This window comes from Alkalicoccus urumqiensis (assembly GCF_002993335.1).
Lineage (GTDB): Bacteria > Bacillota > Bacilli > Bacillales > Salisediminibacteriaceae > Alkalicoccus > Alkalicoccus urumqiensis.
The window spans coordinates 45,773-64,577 of sequence record NZ_PVNS01000002.1; the positions used below are offsets into that span (position 1 = coordinate 45,773).

General features: G+C 49.9%; 17 protein-coding genes and 1 tRNA gene. 17 read left to right on the forward strand and 1 reads right to left on the reverse strand.

What is annotated here, in order from left to right; translation table 11 throughout:
- Window positions 1-115 precede the first annotated feature (115 nt).
- The 12 genes from C6I21_RS01985 (at window position 116) to C6I21_RS02040 (ending at window position 11,598) form a co-directional block, all read left to right on the forward strand.
- Window positions 116-1,042, forward strand: a complete 927-nt coding sequence (locus C6I21_RS01985) for a bifunctional enoyl-CoA hydratase/phosphate acetyltransferase (protein ID WP_105957758.1) — start codon at window positions 116-118, stop codon at window positions 1,040-1,042.
- Complete coding sequence (locus C6I21_RS01990; protein WP_105957759.1) at window positions 1,043-2,158, forward strand: Leu/Phe/Val dehydrogenase; 1,116 nt, start codon at window positions 1,043-1,045, stop codon at window positions 2,156-2,158.
- Window positions 2,155-3,237, forward strand: coding sequence for a butyrate kinase (buk, locus tag C6I21_RS01995; protein WP_105957760.1), 1,083 nt, complete (start codon window positions 2,155-2,157; stop codon window positions 3,235-3,237). Before C6I21_RS01990 ends, buk begins: the two co-directional genes overlap by 4 nt.
- Before the next feature lie 20 nt (window positions 3,238-3,257).
- The gene (gene lpdA, locus C6I21_RS02000) at window positions 3,258-4,679 is read left to right on the forward strand and encodes a dihydrolipoyl dehydrogenase (protein WP_105957761.1); all 1,422 of its coding nucleotides are present in this window, start codon (window positions 3,258-3,260) and stop codon (window positions 4,677-4,679) included.
- A gap of 14 nt (window positions 4,680-4,693) precedes the next feature.
- Complete coding sequence (locus C6I21_RS02005) at window positions 4,694-5,692, forward strand: thiamine pyrophosphate-dependent dehydrogenase E1 component subunit alpha (protein ID WP_105957762.1); 999 nt, start codon at window positions 4,694-4,696, stop codon at window positions 5,690-5,692.
- The gene (locus tag C6I21_RS02010) at window positions 5,689-6,672 is read left to right on the forward strand and encodes an alpha-ketoacid dehydrogenase subunit beta (protein ID WP_105957763.1); all 984 of its coding nucleotides are present in this window, start codon (window positions 5,689-5,691) and stop codon (window positions 6,670-6,672) included. Before C6I21_RS02005 ends, C6I21_RS02010 begins: the two co-directional genes overlap by 4 nt.
- Window positions 6,673-6,683: 11 nt before the next feature.
- The gene (locus tag C6I21_RS02015; RefSeq protein WP_105957764.1) at window positions 6,684-7,925 is read left to right on the forward strand and encodes a dihydrolipoamide acetyltransferase family protein; all 1,242 of its coding nucleotides are present in this window, start codon (window positions 6,684-6,686) and stop codon (window positions 7,923-7,925) included.
- Between the two features lie 212 nt (window positions 7,926-8,137).
- Window positions 8,138-9,268, forward strand: a complete 1,131-nt coding sequence (locus tag C6I21_RS02020) for a metal ABC transporter solute-binding protein, Zn/Mn family (RefSeq protein WP_105957765.1) — start codon at window positions 8,138-8,140, stop codon at window positions 9,266-9,268.
- A 77-nt stretch (window positions 9,269-9,345) separates the two neighbouring features.
- Complete coding sequence (locus C6I21_RS02025) at window positions 9,346-9,774, forward strand: BrxA/BrxB family bacilliredoxin (RefSeq protein ID WP_105957766.1); 429 nt, start codon at window positions 9,346-9,348, stop codon at window positions 9,772-9,774.
- Window positions 9,775-9,979: 205 nt separating this feature from the next.
- Window positions 9,980-10,357 (forward strand): hypothetical protein, encoded by a 378-nt coding sequence (locus C6I21_RS02030; RefSeq protein ID WP_342587715.1) that lies wholly within the window; start codon window positions 9,980-9,982, stop codon window positions 10,355-10,357.
- 74 nt (window positions 10,358-10,431) lie between these two features.
- Window positions 10,432-10,506: transfer RNA gene (locus C6I21_RS02035), tRNA-Arg, on the forward strand.
- A gap of 66 nt (window positions 10,507-10,572) precedes the next feature.
- Complete coding sequence (locus tag C6I21_RS02040; RefSeq protein ID WP_245411510.1) at window positions 10,573-11,598, forward strand: aromatic acid exporter family protein; 1,026 nt, start codon at window positions 10,573-10,575, stop codon at window positions 11,596-11,598.
- Window positions 11,599-11,729: 131 nt separating this feature from the next.
- On the opposite strand, the gene prli42 is transcribed toward C6I21_RS02040, so the two are convergent.
- Entirely contained in the window at window positions 11,730-11,819 is a 90-nt protein-coding gene (prli42, locus tag C6I21_RS16300) for a stressosome-associated protein Prli42 (RefSeq protein WP_168006330.1), read from the reverse strand.
- Window positions 11,820-11,953: 134 nt separating this feature from the next.
- Between prli42 and C6I21_RS02045 the strand changes: the two genes are divergently transcribed.
- The 5 genes from C6I21_RS02045 to C6I21_RS02070 all read left to right on the forward strand — a co-directional run bounded on the left by C6I21_RS02045 (window position 11,954) and on the right by C6I21_RS02070 (window position 18,750).
- The gene (locus C6I21_RS02045; RefSeq protein ID WP_105957768.1) at window positions 11,954-13,597 is read left to right on the forward strand and encodes an acyl-CoA mutase large subunit family protein; all 1,644 of its coding nucleotides are present in this window, start codon (window positions 11,954-11,956) and stop codon (window positions 13,595-13,597) included.
- 12 nt (window positions 13,598-13,609) lie between these two features.
- On the forward strand, window positions 13,610-14,446 hold the full coding sequence (mce, locus tag C6I21_RS02050; protein ID WP_105957769.1) for a methylmalonyl-CoA epimerase: 837 nt from the start codon (window positions 13,610-13,612) through the stop codon (window positions 14,444-14,446).
- Window positions 14,421-15,968: an acyl-CoA carboxylase subunit beta gene (locus tag C6I21_RS02055; RefSeq protein WP_105957770.1), complete on the forward strand. Its 1,548-nt coding sequence runs from the start codon at window positions 14,421-14,423 to the stop codon at window positions 15,966-15,968. The genes mce and C6I21_RS02055 overlap by 26 nt, the downstream gene beginning before the upstream one ends.
- Window positions 15,969-16,010: 42 nt before the next feature.
- The gene (locus tag C6I21_RS02060; RefSeq protein WP_105957771.1) at window positions 16,011-17,120 is read left to right on the forward strand and encodes a M20/M25/M40 family metallo-hydrolase; all 1,110 of its coding nucleotides are present in this window, start codon (window positions 16,011-16,013) and stop codon (window positions 17,118-17,120) included.
- A 451-nt stretch (window positions 17,121-17,571) separates the two neighbouring features.
- Window positions 17,572-18,750, forward strand: a complete 1,179-nt coding sequence (locus C6I21_RS02070) for a DNA polymerase IV (protein WP_105957773.1) — start codon at window positions 17,572-17,574, stop codon at window positions 18,748-18,750.
- Window positions 18,751-18,805: the final 55 nt, after the last annotated feature.

Sequence of the window (18,805 nt, forward strand, 5' to 3'; positions counted from 1 at the left end):
TTGCACGCAAAAATATGCAATAATGCATATTTTTGCAGAGTGATACTGCGTAAATGAAGCACTTTGGGTGGCATGTTTCTTGCATTACATAGTAGAAGAAAGGAGTTTGATGACGATGAAACGAAAAGACCTGCAGCAGCAGCTCAGTCAATCACCGGCGCGTCCAGTAGTCGCTGTAGCATATGCAACAGATGCCTCGATATTTCACGCTGCTCAGGAAGCCGTAGAAAATGGAACCGCGTCTTTTGTATTCACAGGACCGTTTCAGGAAATGACAGATGCGATGGAAGAAGCTTCGTTTTCCGTTTCGGAAAAACATGTACGCTATATAGACTGTACGGATGAGAAAGCTTCGTGTGAAACAGCGGTCAAGCTTGTTTCCAGCGGAGAAGCAGATATCGTCATGAAAGGACTTGCAGGTACATCTGTCCTTTTAAAAGAAGTATTGAATAAAGAATACGGCCTGCGCACCGGGAGTATTCTTTCCCACATTGCAGCATTCGAACGTCCGGACGAGGAACTTATTTTTCTTACTGATTCTGCAATGAATATCCGGCCGTCGCTTGAAGATAAAGTACTGATTACAGAAAATGCCGTGCGGACCATGCATGCAGTTGGTATTACGAACCCGGTATGTGCGGTGCTTGCAGCCGTAGAGAAAGTGAATCCTTCGATGCAGGCGACATTGGATGCCGCAGCCTTAACGCAGATGAACCGGCGGAATCAGATTACCGGCTGTACGATCGATGGTCCGCTCGGCCTCGATAACGCCCTTTCCGAAGCTGCTGCTGCGATGAAAAAAATCGATTCCCCGGCTGCCGGAGCAGCAGATTTACTTCTCGCTCCGGAAATCGAAACCGGCAATGTGCTCTACAAAGCTTTTACATATCTGGGAGGTGCATCCGTCGGCGGTATGATTACCGGAGCATCCGCCCCGGTAGTATTGACGTCCCGCACGGACTCTGCTGAAAGCAGGCTGTTTTCATTGGAGCTTGCCTGCGCGGCCTCTCTTAAAAATCAAGTATCCGGAGGAGGATTATAAATGGAATTATTTTCGTATATGGAAAACCATGATTATGAACAGGTGGTTGTCTGCCAGGACAGAGCTTCCGGACTGAAGGCGTTTATCGCCATTCACGATACAACACTAGGACCGGCTCTCGGCGGCACGAGAATGTGGACGTATGAATCAGAAGAAAAAGCGCTCGAGGATGCTCTCCGCCTGGCCAGAGGAATGACGTATAAAAATGCCGCAGCCGGTCTGAATCTCGGCGGTGGGAAAACGGTTATTATCGGGGATCCGAAGAAGGATAAAAACGAAGCCATGTTCCGGGCATTCGGCCGCTATATTCAAGGGCTGAACGGGCGCTATATTACCGCTGAAGATGTCGGCACAACGGTTGCGGATATGGACAACATCTACCAGGAGACGGATTATGTAACCGGCGTCTCCCCGGCGTTCGGTTCCTCCGGCAACCCTGCTCCGGTGACTGCTTATGGTGTATATGTAGGTATCAAAGCCGCGGCAAAAAAAGCATTTGGTACAGATGATCTGAACGGAAAGAAAATAGCTGTGCAGGGTGTCGGAAATGTCGCCTACAGAATGTGTGAGTATCTCCATAAAGAAGGAGCGGAGCTGATCGTCACCGATATTTCCGAAGAAGCGTGCGCAAGGGCAGCGAGAGATTTTCAGGCCGTGGTAGTGAAGCCGGAGGAAATCTATGATGTAGAGTGTGATATTTACTCTCCCTGTGCACTCGGTGCAACGATTAACGACGACACACTGAGCCGGCTGAAAGCTTCAGTCATTGCCGGAGCAGCCAACAATCAGCTGCTGGAAAACCGTCATGGAGAAGTTCTCGATAAACTAGGCATCGTTTATGCCCCGGATTACGTCATCAATTCAGGCGGAGTCATTAACGTAGCGGACGAGCTTCTCGGCTATAACCGTGAACGTGCCATGAAGAAAGTAGAAACCATTTATGATTCGATATTAAATGTTTTTGACATCGCCTCCCGCGACAGTATTCCTTCCAGTGAAGCTGCTGACAAAATGGCCGAAGAGCGGATTGAAGCGATGCGCCGCTCCAGAAAGCAGTTTCTTCCGAACAGCCACTCGCTTTTATCCCGGGGGAAAAAGAGGGGGCCCGGCGCATGACACACCTTCGGATTCTGGCAGTAAATCCCGGATCCACTTCGACAAAGATCGGTGTTTTTGATAACGAAAAAGAAATAATGACGCAGACGATCCGTCACCCTGAGTCCGAATTAGCAGCTTTCACATCAATTATGGCTCAGGAAGCCTACCGCACAGATGCTATTTTTTCCACGCTCCGGAATTTCGGCATCAACATCTCCACGATGCAGGCAGTCGTCGGACGCGGGGGGCTTCTGAAGCCGCTGGAAGGCGGGACCTATGAAGTAAATGACCGCATGCTCCGGGATCTGCGGAAAGGCGTTTCCGGACAGCATGCTTCCAATCTTGGAGGCGTCATTGCATTCAACGCAGCAAAAGAAATCGGTATTCCTGCCTACATTGTCGATCCGGTTGTCGTAGACGAAATGGAGCCGGTGGCAAAAGTCAGTGGATACGCCGCTTTCGAACGTAAAAGTATTTTTCATGCGCTGAATCAAAAAGCAGCTGCAAGAAGAGCAGCGCAGGAGCTCGATACTTCCTATGAGCAGCTTCGGCTGATTGTCTGCCATATGGGTGGAGGCATTACCGTAGGGGCTCACCGCTATGGACGTGTCATTGACGTCAACAACGGGCTGCACGGCGAAGGGCCATTTTCTCCGGAGCGCGCCGGAACCGTTCCCGCAGGGGACCTTGCCGCCCGCTGTTTTTCAGGGGAGTTCTATGCAGATGAAGTGATGAAGGAAATTGTCGGTGCCGGCGGACTGAAAGGACTTCTCGGAACGAGTGATGCAGTGGAAGTCGAAAAGCGCATCGAACATGGGGACGAACGCGCAGCTCTCGTTTATGAAGCAATGGCCTATCAGACAGCGAAAGAAATTGCTGCGTGTGCTGCAGTACTGGAAGGCCGGGTAGACCGGATTATTCTTACAGGAGGACTGGCCCACGGAAAAGAATTTGTGCAGAAAATTTCTTCTCGTGTACAATGGATAACAGATGTCCTCGTCTATCCCGGTGAAGATGAACTTCAATCGTTGACGGAGGGGGCGCTGAGAGTACTTCGACAGCAGGAAAAGCCAAAACAGTATACTCCTGCAGAATAAATGCAGAAGGAGGCAGACGTATGGCTGAAAAATATGATCTGGTCATATTAGGAGCTGGTACCGGCGGATATACCGCCGCCGTTCACGCAGCGAAGCTTGGAATGAAAACGGCAGTTGTGGAAAAAGGAAAGACGGGGGGAACCTGTCTGCACCGCGGATGTATTCCGAGTAAAGCAATGCTCCGGAGCGCGGAAGTGTACCGGCAGACAAAAGATGCAGAACAATTCGGTGTCACTGCAGAAAATACCTCGCTGGACTTCCGGCAGGTACAGAAGCGGAAAGAGGAGATCGTCTCCCGGCTGCATCAAGGGGTGGAGTCATTGATGGGACATAAAAACATCGATGTATACAAAGGAACCGGACGGATTCTCGGACCGTCTATTTTCTCCCCGGTCCCCGGTACGATATCTGTAGAATACGAAGAAGATAAAGAAAATGATATGCTTCTTCCGGATAACGTACTGATCGCCTGCGGCGGCAGTCCGAATATGCTTCCCGGACTCATCCCGGATGAAGACCTCATCCTGACGTCTGAAGGCGCGCTGGGACTAAAAGAGCTGCCATCTTCCATTACGATTATTGGTGGTGGTGCAATCGGCGTAGAGTGGGCATCCATGCTCGTTGATTTTGATGTGGACGTCACGCTTCTTGAAAGTGCTCCCGGCATTCTCCCGCAGGAGGATAAGCGGGTAGGGGAAGAAATGAAACGCTGCCTGACATCCAGAGGCGTGAAAATACATACCTCTGTTCAGGTGAAAGCGGAGGAAATAACGAAAGAAAACGGCGTTACTGTTCCATTTGATACCGAAAACGGATCAGAAAGCGTGCATGCAGAAAAGCTGCTCGTCAGTATTGGCAGGAAAGCCAATTTGACGAATATCGGTATCGAAAACACCAGCATCGTCATAAAGGACGGCTTTGTGGAAGTTAATGAATGGGGTCAGACGAAAGACCGTCACATTTACGCTTCCGGCGATATTACCGGCGGTCTTCAGCTGGCTCACGCTGCCTCTGCAGAAGGAATTACAGCAGTAAACCATATGGCAGGAAACGAACCATTTCCTGTTAAGCAGAACCTTATCCCGCGCTGCATTTACAGCTTTCCGGAAGCAGCATCCATCGGATTGACTGAGGAGCAGGCAGAAAAAGCAGGTTATTCCGTAAAGACAGGCCATTTTCCATTCAAGCATAACGGCAAAGCGCTCGTTTACGGAGAAGAGGATGGCTTTGTCCGTTTTATTGCTGATGAGAAGACGGATGACCTTCTCGGTGTGCATATGATCGGCCCGCATGTGACGGAGCTGATTTCGGAGGCATCCCTCGCCATGCTTCTGGACGCTGCCCATTTTGAAGTAGCACAAACGATACATCCGCATCCGGCGCTGTCTGAAGCATCGGCAGAAGCAGCAGCTGCTGTCAGCGGCCGGCAAATACACGGATAAGGAGGAGATGACAGATGACAAACCGCCATCAGGAACTGGGCATGAGCGATGAACACGTGATGGAGATGTACCGTACGATGCTTACGGCAAGAATGCTGGACGAGCGCCTCTGGCTGTTGAACCGTGCCGGAAAAATTCCTTTTGTTATTTCCTGTCAGGGACAGGAAGCGGCGCAGGCAGGAGCCTCCGCTGCTCTGGATACAACAGTAGATTATGTTCTTCCCTATTACCGGGATCTCGGAGTCGTTCTTCACTTCGGGATGACACCGGAAGAAGTCATGCTTTCAAATTTTGCCAGAGAAGGGGATCCTAACTCCGGGGGCAGACAGATGCCCGGACACTTCGGTAAAAGAGAGAGCAACATCGTCACCGGTTCTTCTCCGGTGACAACCCAGGTGCCGCATGCTGCCGGGATCGCTCTTGCGTTAAAGCAGAAAAAGAAGGAAGCTGTAGCGTTTACGACATTTGGAGAAGGTTCTTCCAATCAGGGAGATTTCCATGAAGGCATCAATTTTGCCAGTGTTCATCAACTGCCGGTTATTTTCATGTGTGAGAACAATAAGTATGCTATCTCGGTGCCGCTGGATAAACAGCTGAATGTAGAGCATGTTTCCGACCGTGCTGCTGCCTATGGTATTCCAGGAGAATCGATTGATGGGAACGATCCGCTCGCTGTGTATGATGCAGTCAAGCGCGCGAGAGAGCGTGCCCTCCGCGGCGAAGGACCATCGCTTATTGAAACAGTCTCCTACCGGCTGACTCCCCACTCGAGTGATGATGATGACATGACGTACCGTTCGAAAGAGGAAGTCGACCAGGCCCGAACGACCGATGCTCTGGAAACCTTCCGTCATTATCTGGAGGAAGTATCCCTTCTGACACCGGAGGGGGAGGAAGCGCTCCGGTCGGAAATCCGTGCCGTCATCGATGAAGCAACAGAAGCCGCTGAGCAGGCGTCGTATCCGGATCCGACGACGCTGATGAACCATGTGTATGAGGAGGGGAATTCATGACCGTCATGACCTATATCGAAGCGGTGACACTCGCAATGAAAGAAGAGATGGAACGCGACGAGAGTGTGTTCGTACTCGGAGAGGATGTGGGAAAGCGGGGAGGTGTATTCCGGGCAACGCAGGGCCTCTATGATCAGTTTGGTGAAGGCCGTGTTATCGATACGCCGCTTGCTGAGTCGGCCATTGCCGGAGTCGGAATCGGAGCTGCCATGGGCGGAATGCGTCCAGTTGCAGAGATGCAGTTTGCAGATTTCATCATGCCGGCAGTGAATCAGATTATCTCTGAAGCTGCGAAAATCCGCTACCGTTCCAATAATGACTGGCACTGTCCTATAACGATCCGTGCTCCTTATGGCGGTGGTGTCCACGGAGCACTTTACCATTCCCAGTCTGTGGAAGCAGTATTCGCAGGGACACCCGGATTGAAAATTGTCATGCCGTCCAGTCCGGCGGATGCTAAAGGCTTGCTGAAATCGGCCATCCGGTCCAACGATCCGGTCCTGTTCTTTGAACATAAACGGGCCTACCGCCTGTTGAAAGAAGAAGTGCCGGAAGGGGAGCATCTCGTGCCGATCGGTGAAGCAGCGGTTGTCCGTGAAGGAGCCGACGTAACGATCATTACCTACGGCTTGTGCGTACACCAGTCCAAACAGGCAGCGGATGAACTGGAAAAAGAAGGAGTATCAACAGAAATTCTGGATCTCCGCACGGTCTATCCAATGGATAAAGAAGCGATTATCCGTGCAGCATCCAAAACAGGTAAAGTTCTGCTTGTTACAGAAGATAACAAAGAGGGGAGTGTCATTGGGGAAGCGGCAGCCATTATCGCGGAAAACTGTCTGTTCGACCTCGATGCCCCTATTCAGCGTCTGGCAGGACCCGACTGTCCGTCCATGCCGTATTCGCCTCCACTTGAGAAAGCGTTTATGGTCACGGCGGAAGACATTGAAGCTGCTTTACGAGAGCTGGCTCAATTTTAGGAGGGGTGAATATGGCAGAATCCATTACAATGCCGAAGCTCGGTGAGAGTGTTACAGAGGGAACGATTACGAAATGGCTCGTTTCTCCCGGGGATACCGTCAAAAAATATGATCCAATCGCAGAAGTGATGACAGATAAAGTCAATGCAGAAGTACCCTCCTCATTTTCCGGAACGATCAAAGAGCTCGTTGTAAATGAGGATACGACGGTCGAGGTCGGTGAAGTCATCTGTCTGATTGAAACAGAGGAATCATCTGATTCGTCTAAAGAAGTGAAAGAAGACCCGCCCGCAGAAGAGGAAGAGAAAGTGAAGCAAGCTTCCAGTCCGGAAGAAAAGCAGGAACAGCCGGCACGGTTTTCGCCTGCGGTATTGAATCTATCCCAAAAATACGGTGTGGACCTCTCTCAGCTGAAAGGCAGCGGACGCGGCGGAAGAATTACGAGAAAAGATGTGGAAGCTGCTGCCGAAAAACCTGCTCCTTCCGTTCCCGATCAGAAAGAAAGTGCGCCTGCGGAGAGAACTGTAGAAAAGCAGGCGCCTGCTGACGGAAGGGTAAAGGATATTCCGGTATCAGGCGTCCGTAAAGCCATCGCCGATAATATGGCCTTCTCCAAGCAGAATGCGCCGCACGCCTGGATGATGATCGAAGTGGATGTCACCGACTTGGTGCGGTGGAGGGAAAAAAACAAAGAGCGCTTTTACGAGCAGGAAGGCGTCAAGCTGACGTATATGCCGTTTTTTATGCAGGCAGTTACCGAAGCGCTCCGCCGCTATCCTCAGGTGAATTCGTCGTGGCAGAATGACACCATCCGCCAGTATCAGAGTGTGCATCTGTCGATTGCTGCAGCTTCTGAAGACGCTTTGTATGTCCCGGTAATAAAAGATACGGACCAGAAAAACCTGCGGGGACTGGCACGTTCACTGGATGAAACAGTAAACAAAGTAAAAAAAGGAACGCTTGATGCAGAATCGATGCGGGGTGGAACATTTACGTTGAACAACACCGGTGCATTCGGCTCGATTCAGTCGCAGCCGATTTTGAATCCGCCGCAGGCCGCTATTCTTTCTGTCGAAGCGATTGTCAAGCGCCCGGTCGTTCTTGATAATGACGCGATTGCCGTCCGTCACATGGTGAATTTATGTATGTCGCTTGACCATCGTGTCCTTGATGGTCTAATCTGCGGCAGGTTTCTTCAGGATATTAAAGAAACGCTCGAGTCCGATCCGGAGACGAAATGGAGCCTGACGTAGCAGTTAGGTGTTTGTAGAAATCATCGTTACCAGTAAAGCTGTCCCTGTTCAGAGGGGCGGCTTTTTGCTATTGTTGAAATTTGAATTGGCAGCATATTTTGAGAATGTAAAAGAGTATTTCATACAATCGTAATCGTTACTATTTACAAAAAAGGATAAGTCCAGTATACTTCATATTGTTCAAAACGTAATGGTTACGAAAGGGGATCATCATGAAAAAGACACTTCTACTTACGAGCATTGTTTTTCTCGCTGCCTGCGGCAGTGTGGAGAATGAAGGAAATAACACAGATGGCGTGGAAAACGACGAAGGGACAGAAAACGAGGGTGGAACAGATACCTCAGAAGAAGCGGATGAAAACGAAGAAAATACCGCGGAGGGATCGGACGACCCGCTTGCAGTATATACGTCTCTTTATCCATATGAATTTTTTGCCGAAGAAATCGGCGGCGGACATGTCGATGTAACGAACATCGTTCCGATTGGGGCGGATGCTCATACGTTTGAGCCGACAGCGAATCAAATGATCGATATCGCCGAAGGGGACCTCTTTATCTATAACGGTGCAGGATATGAAGGCTTTGTGGAAGCAGTGACTGACGCTGCAGCCAATGAAAATACGGAAATGCTTGAAGTAACTGAAGGTATGGATCTTCTAAGTTATGATCACGATCATGCTCATGAACAGGAAGAGGATGAGCACAACAACCACGGAAATCATAATGAGTCATCTTCCAATGATGAAGGCGATAATCACGCCCACGATGACAATAATCATAACGATTCGGAGAATCATGAAGAAGATAACCATGCCGGCGGGGAAGAAGATCCTCACGTATGGCTGGATCCTGTAAAAGCAGCAGAAGCGGCGGAAAACATGAAAGATAAGCTGACAGAGCTGCGTCCGGAGCAGGAAGAAGTATTTACAGAGAATTTTGAAGCACTGGAAGAAGAGCTTCTTCAGCTGGACGAGTCGTTTCAGAGTATGGTGGATGAAGCAGATAAAAATCTCATCGTAGTCTCCCATGCAGGGTACGGATACTGGGAGGACCGCTACGGCATTGAACAGCTGGGCATTGCAGGTCTATCTCCTTCGAATGAGCCCTCTATTCAACAGGTGGAGAGCACGGTGGAGCGGATGGAATCTGAAGGTGTTGAGTACGTGATGTTCGAGCAGAACATTCCCTCAGATATTACGGAAACTGTTCAGGAACAGACCGGTGCAGAAGGTCTGGATCTTCACAATCTTGAAGCACTGACAGAAGAAGATACTGCTTCGGATGAGAATTATTTCACGCTGATGGAGAGTAATCTCGAAGCGCTCCGTACAGCTCTTCAGTAGATTCAGGTTTTCTCTTTGGAATTCTCCGGGAAAACATGTATTATGGGAGTAGATTCTAAAGAGAAAGGGTGTACGCTATGGAATTCCAAATGTTTATGAACGATGTGGTTCAGGCCGCTCGTCAGGATATGGACCAGGCCGGCTACGATCAGCTGACAACGCCGGAGGATGTGGATCAGGCGCTTCAGGGTAATGGCACAACGTTTGTCGTCGTTAACTCTGTATGCGGCTGTGCCGGCGGAATTGCCCGTCCTTCTGCAGCTTATATGAAAAACTATGAAGTGCAGCCGGACCGGTTTGTTACGGTTTTTGCAGGACAGGACAAAGAGGCAACAGAAAAAGCACGTTCGTACTTTACCGGTTATCCTCCATCCTCCCCGTCTTTTGCACTGATTAAAGATGGCGAGCTGAAAGCAATGGTGGAGCGTCATGAAATCGAAGGCCACGAGCCGATCGAAGTAGTGAATAAGCTTGAATCCTACTTTGATGAGCACTTCAAAAAGTAACGCTTTTTTTCTAGAAGTTGTACTGAGCATGAATGAATCTGCAGGAAAGAGCATGATCACCAGGTCAGCTCTTCCCTGCTTTTTTGTTTCCATCCGGACCAGGAAGACATGCGTGATCTGGAAAACACTATGCAACCAGAATCCTTTATGCTATAATCGTTTATCGCAGGCACTATGTCCGGGAATCTTTTGAGGAGTGATATGTGTGATACATGATCTGTATAAAGAAATACATATGTATTTGAATCAGGAAGAAGAAATTGAATTTAAGCAGTTCGACAATTACTACAAGCGTGTTCTGAAATTTTTTAACGACCACTCGGATGAATTCGAAGAAGAAGATGTCTGGAAAGCGCTCTTTATCTCAGAGAACGTTATGTCCAATGCGGACGGCCGGGCGAAAGAAGTTACGGATAAAAAAGAATCGAAAAAGTACTCCCGTATGTCTCAGCGTCTGACGCTATGGGCACAGAATTTTGCAGCCCGTCTGGCGCGCAAAGGGTATAATGAAGAACAGATGAATGCCCGTTTTGAAAAAATGTTTGATGACTACGAGAAATTTAAGCAGGAACAGGAAGGCTGAAAAAAAGTCTTGCGTGCCTGAAATTATTCTGGTATAGTATTTAAGTGTCGGCGGATCACTTTTCCGCTCACTGAGCGCCCGTGGTGAAATGGATATCACTCGAGATTCCGGGTCTCGCATTCCGGGTTCGAATCCTGGCGGGCGCGCCAAATTTTATTTATGATAGAGTCGTCCCTTTAAGTGGGATGGCTCTTTTTTGTTTTTGCAGTGGAACGATGAATCAGGTTCATTACGTTAAAGAAAGCGGTGATTGTATGAGAGGGTTCGGCTATCGGACGATGAAGACGGCCGGAGGTGCCGCAGTGGCTATCTGGATTGCGGAACTGCTTCAGCTTGATTTTTATGTATCCGCCGGCATCATCGCTGTATTATGTATACAAAAAACACGCAGAAAATCATTCGTCAGTGCCTGGGAAAGGCTGATTGCCAGTGTCATCGGTCTGTTTACTGCAGGTCTCGTATTTGAGGTGGTCGGCTACGCATTTTACAGCGTGGCTATTGTACTCATGATTTTTATTCCGATTACCGTCCGTCTAAAGATTACTTCCGGGATTGTCACGAGTATCGTCATCATGCTGCACGTTTATACCATGCAGTCGTTCACCCCCGCCCTGGTCGTCAATGAGATGCTTATTATCGTTATCGGTGTCGGTATCGCGCTGTTAATGAATGTATATATTCCAAGCAATGAAAAGATTCTGGATGAATATCAAGTGGAGCTGGAACAATATTTTTCGCGTATCTTAAAAGAATTTGCCCACTTTATCCGGACCGGCGAAGACAGCTGGACCGGAAGAGAAATTACGGAGGCAGCAGCACTGCTTCACCGGGCGAAGAACCGGGCGGTGCAGAATCTGGAGAATCATATTCTCCGATATGAAGATACGTATTATCACTATTTTAAAATGAGGGAAAAGCAGCTGGATATTCTCGAGCGCATGATGCCGCTTCTTACGACGATTGATTATCATGTGAAGCAGGCGGACATGCTGGCCTCCTTTCTGGATGATCTGGCCGAAGGGGTTCAGCCCGGAAATACAGCCCACCGCTACCTGGAACAGCTGGAAGAACTGAAACAGTCCTACAAAGAAATGAATCTACCGTCTACGAGAGAGGAATTTGAGGCAAGAGCTTCCCTGGCCCACCTCGTTTATGAACTGGACCTTTATCTGCAGGTAAAGCAGCAGTTCAGGCTCACGAAAAAATACGGCGTATTTAAGGCGGCAGGTTCCCAGCGGTAGCGGAGAGAACCCGCCGAAGCATGAAGGAAAAGTATTTAGAGCTGAAAAAAAGGAGCCCCGCAGTGAAAACAGCGGAGCTCCTTTTTTGATCATGTTTTTCTGCACGGTACTGCAGGAGTGCTCTCCTCTTTTTAGAAGTAGGACACACCCATCAGCGCAGTTCCGAGAAACATAACGATAATCATCATATACACGATGGCTTTTCGAAATTTCCGGGGCATTGAAGTCCCTCCTCACCATATTACTTTCTATAGTGTAACGGGGACGGGAGAGGTTTTCAAGACCTCCCTATCGTCTGTGAATATATGGTATAATGAATATGTGTTCATTTATCTAGTACAGGGGGACGGCCTTTATGGAGGATTTCCGCTCAGCCTATGAAACGTGGCAGAAAAAAGTGAAAGCACAGATAGAGAAACGCCCTGAGCGGCGTGATTCGTTCCAGTCAACATCCGGCTTTGAAATGGAACGGCTGTATGTTCCGGACAGAATTGACAGCGCTTACATAGCAAAACAGGGATTTCCCGGTGATTTTCCCTACACGAGAGGAATCCGTCCGACGATGTACCGGGGAAGACTCTGGACGATGCGGCAGTATGCCGGATTCGGCTCTGCAGAAGAGACGAACAGACGCTTTAAATATCTTCTGGATGAAGGGCAGACCGGTCTTTCCGCAGCGTTTGATCTGCCTACACAGATTGGATATGACTCGGATGATGCGATGGCTGAAGGAGAAGTCGGTAAAGTAGGTGTGGCGATCGACTCGCTGGAAGACATGGAAATACTATTCGATGACATTTCGCTGCATGAGGTAAGCACTTCCATGACGATTAACGCACCGGCTGCAGTTCTCCTGGCAATGTATACAGCTGTGGCAGAGAAACAGGGAGTCCCTCCTGAAAAAATCCGGGGGACGATTCAAAACGATATTTTAAAAGAATACGCAGCGAGAGGAACTTATATTTATCCGCCGGCGCCATCGATGAGGCTGATTACGGATATTTTTTCCTACTGCAGACAGGAAGCACCTAAATTTAATACGATCAGCATCAGCGGCTATCATATCCGGGAAGCAGGAGCCACAGCTGTCCAGGAGCTGGCCTTTACGCTGAGTAATGCTAAAGCCTACGTAAAAGCGGCAGTGGAAAGCGGCCTTCCGGTCGATGAATTTGCACCACAGCTGGCGTTTTTCTTTAATGGTCACAATCATTTCTTTGAAGAAGCAGCGAAATTCCGGGCTGCCCGGAGAATGTGGGCTTCGATGATGAAAGACGAGTTTCATGCAGAGGATCCGAAAAGTATGCAGCTTCGTTTTCATACCCAGGTGGCAGGCTCTACACTGACTGCCCAGCAGCCGGAAAACAATATCATCAGGGTCAGCCTGCAAGCGCTCGCAGCCGTTCTCGGCGGAACACAGAGCCTTCATACGAATGCGAAAGATGAAGCACTCTCGCTGCCGACAGAAACTTCTGCCCGGACAGCCCTGAGAACCCAGCAGATCATCGCTCATGAGAGCGGCGCAGCCGATACCGTGGATCCTCTCGGTGGTTCCTATTACGTGGAAGCGCTCACCGACAAACTGGAGGAAGAAGCACTTCGTTACATGGACCGCATCGAAGAAATGGGCGGCGCTGTCAGGGCAGTGGAGGAGCGCTATGTACAGCGGGAAATTCAGCGCGCAGCTTACGACACGCAGAAAAAGCAGGAGAGCGGACAGGAAATCGTTGTCGGTGTGAATCAGTTCCGCACCGAGGAAGAACCGCAGCCGGACCTGTTAAAAGTGGATGAAACGTTTGTAGCGGAGCAGAAAGCACGTCTTAAGCGCCTTAGAGAAACGCGAGATCAAAAGGCGGTTGATAGCTGTCTGGAGACGCTGCGGGAAACCTGTCTATCCGGAGCGAACGTGATGTATCCGATCAAAGAGGCGGTAAAAGTCTATGCAACTGTCGGGGAAATCTGCGGTGTGATGAGAGACATTTTCGGAGAATACAACGGGTAGGGAGGCAGTGTGATGAAACGGATTCGAGTATTAATAGCAAAGCCGGGGCTGGACGGACATGACCGCGGGGCTCTCGTGATTGCCCAGGCACTCCGTGATGCCGGGATGGAAGTTATTTACACAGGGCTGAGGCAGTCACCTGAAAAAATTGTCCGGGCGGCTGTTCAGGAAGATGTAGATGTGATCGGCCTTTCCAGCTTATCCGGTGCGCATAACACATTGTTTCCTGCCGTAATGGAGGCATTGAAAAAAGCAGATGCTTCAGATATACCGGTGATCGGCGGCGGAGTGATTCCTCAGGAAGATATTATCCATCTGGAATCGATTGGTGTAGCCCGAATATTTACACCGGGTACGCCGACGAAAGCAGTGGCGGCCTATATTCAACAGCTTGCCGGCGGAAGCAGTGACAGCGCTCCACCGAAACGGATCGAACACATCGGCATTGCGGTGCACTCCATTGAAGAAACTGCGTCTTTTTATGCTGCTGCTTTTCAGCTGTCTGCGGCACACGTGGAAGAGATCCCCTCCCAGAAAGTCCGTGCAGCATTTATTGACTGCGGTTCGGTTTACCTGGAGCTGATCGAGCCGACGGATGATTCCTCTCCTGTAGCAGCCTTTTTGAAAAAACGAGGTCCCGGGCTTCATCATATTGCATTTGAAGTGAGCGATTTGAAAAAACGGATTACAGCCTTAAAGGAAAACGGGTTCCCAATGATTGATGAAGCACCGCGTTCCGGCGGAAGAGGGCATTCTATTGCATTTATGCATCCCAAAGCTTCAGGCGGCACCTTGATCGAATTGATGGAGGAGGGCGCAGACGATGGACATGTTCGAGAAACTGAATGAACTCTATGAAAAACGACGCCGCATCGAAATGGGCGGAGGCGATGACCGGCGCAGAAAGCAGCACGAGAAAGGAAAACTTACTGCCAGAGAACGGATTGACCTTCTTCTTGATGAGGACAGCTTTGTGGAACTGCAGCCGTTTATTGAGCACCGCTTCAATGAACCCGGTATGGAAGCAGGTTCAGCACCGGGGGAAGGCGTTGTGACAGGGTACGGGACGATCGAAGGAAGAAGAGTATTTTTGTTTGCTCAGGATTTTACCGTTTACGGCGGGGCACTTGGTGAAATGCACGCGGCCAAAATAGCTCATGCGATGGATATGGCAGCGAAAACAAAAGCTCCATTTATCGGACTGAACGACTCAGGCGGCGCCAGAATTCAGGAAGGCGTTCTGTCACTCGATGGATATGGCAGTGTTTTCTACCGGAATGCTGTCTACTCCGGTGTCATACCGCAGATATCTGTTATTATGGGGCCCTGCGCAGGAGGCGCTGTCTACTCCCCGGCGATTACCGATTTTGTGATCATGGTGGAAAAAACGAGCCAGATGTTCATTACCGGACCGAAAGTGATTGAAAGTGTGACCGGAGAGACGATTTCCTCTGAAGAACTCGGAGGTGCCCGGGTCCATGGGGCAGTGAGCGGAAATGCACATTTCACTTGTCCGACAGAGCAGGAGGCGCTGTTAAAAGTGCGTGAACTTCTGGCTTACCTGCCATCAGGGGAAGGGGAGACTCCTCCGGTTTCAGAGGAAAAGGACGCCCGTGCAGAGCTTCCTGAACTCCAGGAACTCGTCCCGCTCGATCCGGGACGGACGTATGATGTGCGGCGTGTCATCCAGGAAATTATGGATGCGGACTCGTTTTTGGAAGTGCATGCCTCCTTTGCCAAAAATGCCGTGACCGGCTTTGCAAGGCTTGATGGCAGAACAATAGGTGTTATTGCCAATCAGCCCAAAGTACTCGCAGGCGGGCTGGATATTAATTCATCGGATAAAATTTCGCGCTTTATCCGCTTCTGCGACAGTTTTTCCATTCCACTGCTTACATTTGAAGATGTGACCGGATTTCTTCCCGGGGTACAGCAGGAGCACGGTGGCATTATCCGGCACGGAGCGAAAATACTTTACGCCTATTCCGAAGCAGTAGTTCCAAAAATTACAGTTATAACGAGAAAAGCTTACGGCGGGGCTTACGTCGCGCTGAACAGTAAAGCAATCGGAGCAGATATTGTTTTTGCCTGGCCGAATGCAGAAATTGCGGTTATGGGGCCGCAGGGAGCTGCAAATATTATTTTTGCTAAAGAAATACGTGAGAGTGCTGACCCTGATCAGACGAGACTCGATAAGATGGAGATTTACCGCGAGAAATTTGCCAATCCATATATCGCGGCTTCCCACGGTATGGTGGACGATGTAATTGACCCGGCAGACACACGGGTCAGGCTGAAAGATGCCTTCCATATGCTGGAATCCAAACAGGAATCACGTCCACCGCGCAGGCACGGCAACATTCCTTTGTGATACAATACGTGCGGACGATAAATCGCAGAGGATGGTGCAGGAATGTCAAACGAACGATTAATCGAGGAGTTTCTTACGCTCATACAGATTGATTCAGAAACAAAATACGAAAGGGAAATCGCAGATTATTTAATTAAACGCATGCAGGGTCTCGGTCTCCACGTGAAGGAAGACAGCTCTTCACGAAAAACGGGACATGCTGCAGGAAATTTAATCTGTACGCTGCCGGCTTCGGGGAAAGATGCGCCGCCGATCTATTTCACTTCCCATATGGACACGGTCGTGCCCGGCATCGGTGTAACACCGCAGGTGACAGAGGAGTGGATAACTTCGGATGGCACGACGGTGCTCGGCGCAGACGATAAAGCTGGGCTTGCTGTTATGATTGAGGCTGTCGAGCGTTTGAAGGAAGAGAATATTTCCCACGGCCAGGTTCAGTTTATACTTACGGCCGGGGAGGAATCGGGGCTTGTCGGCGCGCGGCATCTGGATATGAATCTTGTGGATGCAGCTTACGGTTATGCACTTGACAGTGACGGGGAAGTCGGCACGATTATTACGGCAGCACCGAATCAGGCGAAATTATTCGTGACGATGCACGGGAAGAAAGCCCATGCAGGAGTCGCTCCGGAAAAAGGTGTGTCTGCAATTAAACTGGCTGCAGAAGCGATTGCAGCGATGCCTCTCGGCCGGATCGATGAAGAAACGACGGCCAATATCGGCCGCATCGACGGCGGTTCCCAGACAAATATCGTGTGCGACAAAGTGGAAATAAAAGCGGAGGCGAGATCACTGGACCGGGAAAAGCTCCAGGAACAGGTGAAAAAAATGGAGCATGCTCTCGAAACAGCAGCTGACGAAGGCGGCGGCCGTGCAGAAATCAATACGCAGCTCGTCTACCCCGGGTATAAGCAGTCAGAATCAGATCAAGTCGTCCATACGGCGAAAAAAGCAGCGGAAGCTGTCGGCCGCCGGGCTGTTCTAAAGCAGAGCGGTGGCGGGAGTGATGCCAATATCATCGCCGGACACGGCATACCCACCGTCAATCTCGGTGTAGGGTACGAGAATATTCATACAACGGAGGAGCGCCAGTCCATCCGCGAGCTGCAGACACTGGCTGCATACGTCGTAGAAATTATCCAAACTGCCTGATTCAATAGAAAAAGAGCCGCCCGGTACCCCGGTCGGCTCTTTGTCAATTCGTCGTACAACTGCTTCCTGCATCAATGCAGAAGCGAAGCAGGCTCGACTGTCCCGAACTCCAAAGATTCTAAAATAAGCTCTTCGGAATACCCCGCACAAAGGGCAAGCTGTCGAATCGTAGGTGATGGTCTGTTTTGCCTTGCGAAGTCCTGAACCACTTCGAGGACATGTACGAGAACAGACTGATAACCTGGATGGTTCATCAGAGTTCCAGACATGATATCGACCACCTTTCTTACGTGTAGTATAACACACGTAGATAACAGCCGCGACCCTGCCAAAAGATGAAATTTCCTTTCATCAAATCACATGCAGAAGAAAATGATGCTCAGCGTAGAGTGGATAAACAGCATTATGCTATAATAGAAGAACAAACGTTTGTACAGGGAAGGGATCCATCATGGCCGGAAGAATTGTAATGCACGTGGACATGAACAGCTTTTATGCTTCGGTGGAATCGGCCGACGATCCGGCTCTTCAAGGAAAACCGCTGGCTATTGCAGGAAATGCTAAAAAAAGAAAGGGTATTGTGGTGACAGCAAGCTATGAAGCCCGCAGAAAAGGAGTAAAGCCCCCGCAGCCGCTGTGGGAGGCGAAAAAAACATGTCCGGATCTGCTTGTCCGGGAGCCGAGATTTGACCGTTACCGGGAAATCTCCCGACAGATGTTTCAGCTTCTGCTTGAATACACCCCCCTGGTCGAGCCGGTGTCGATTGACGAAGGATATTTGGACATGACGACGGCAGGCATCCGGGCTCCGGATATTGCCGCATCCATTCAGAAACGGATAATGGAGGAGTTGAAGCTGCCATGCAGTATCGGAGTTGCTCCGAACAAATTTCTGGCTAAAACAGCCAGCGATATGAAAAAGCCCCTCGGTATTACAGTGCTTCGCAAGCGGGATACGAAAACACTTCTCTGGCCGCTTCCCTGCAGGGAAATGCACGGAATTGGAGGGAAAACCGCTGAAAAGCTGGCTCGTCATCACCTTCATACGATTGGAGATATTGCAGCGGCGGACCCAGATTTTCTGGAGCGTGTATTCGGTGTCAGCGGCCGGAGGATGTATGAGCGTGCCCACGGTAACGATGACCGGCCGGTGGACCCGGAAGCTGCCGAACAGTTTAAAAGTGTCGGACATTCGAGGACGCTCCCAAAAGATGCTTCTGCCACAGAAGATATTCTGCCGGTCCTAAAAGAGATGGCATATTCATTGGAAAAACGAATGAAAAAAAAGCACGTGTATGCATCCGGAGTGCAGCTGACGATCCGCTATGCAGACTGGACGACGGTGCAGCGTTCTGCCCGCCTCCAGGAGCCATCATCCGGATGGGAACCTTTTTATCAAATGGGCAGACTTCTCTGGGAAGACTATTGGAGCGGAGCGCCAGTGCGGCTGATAGGAATTACTGGAATCGACCTGGTGGAAAGAGGACAGGCGCAGAAACAGCTGAATTTATTCTCCTACAAAGAAGATCAAGAGACGTACGAGAAAGAGAAACTGCTGAATGAGCTGAACCGCCAGCTTGGAGAAGGTGCTGTCCGGCGTGGCTATTTTAAGGACTCAGGCTACCAATAGAAGAGCATGCGCAGAAAAACTGCCGTCCCTGCTCTTTTTTTTATTGAGAGAGTGT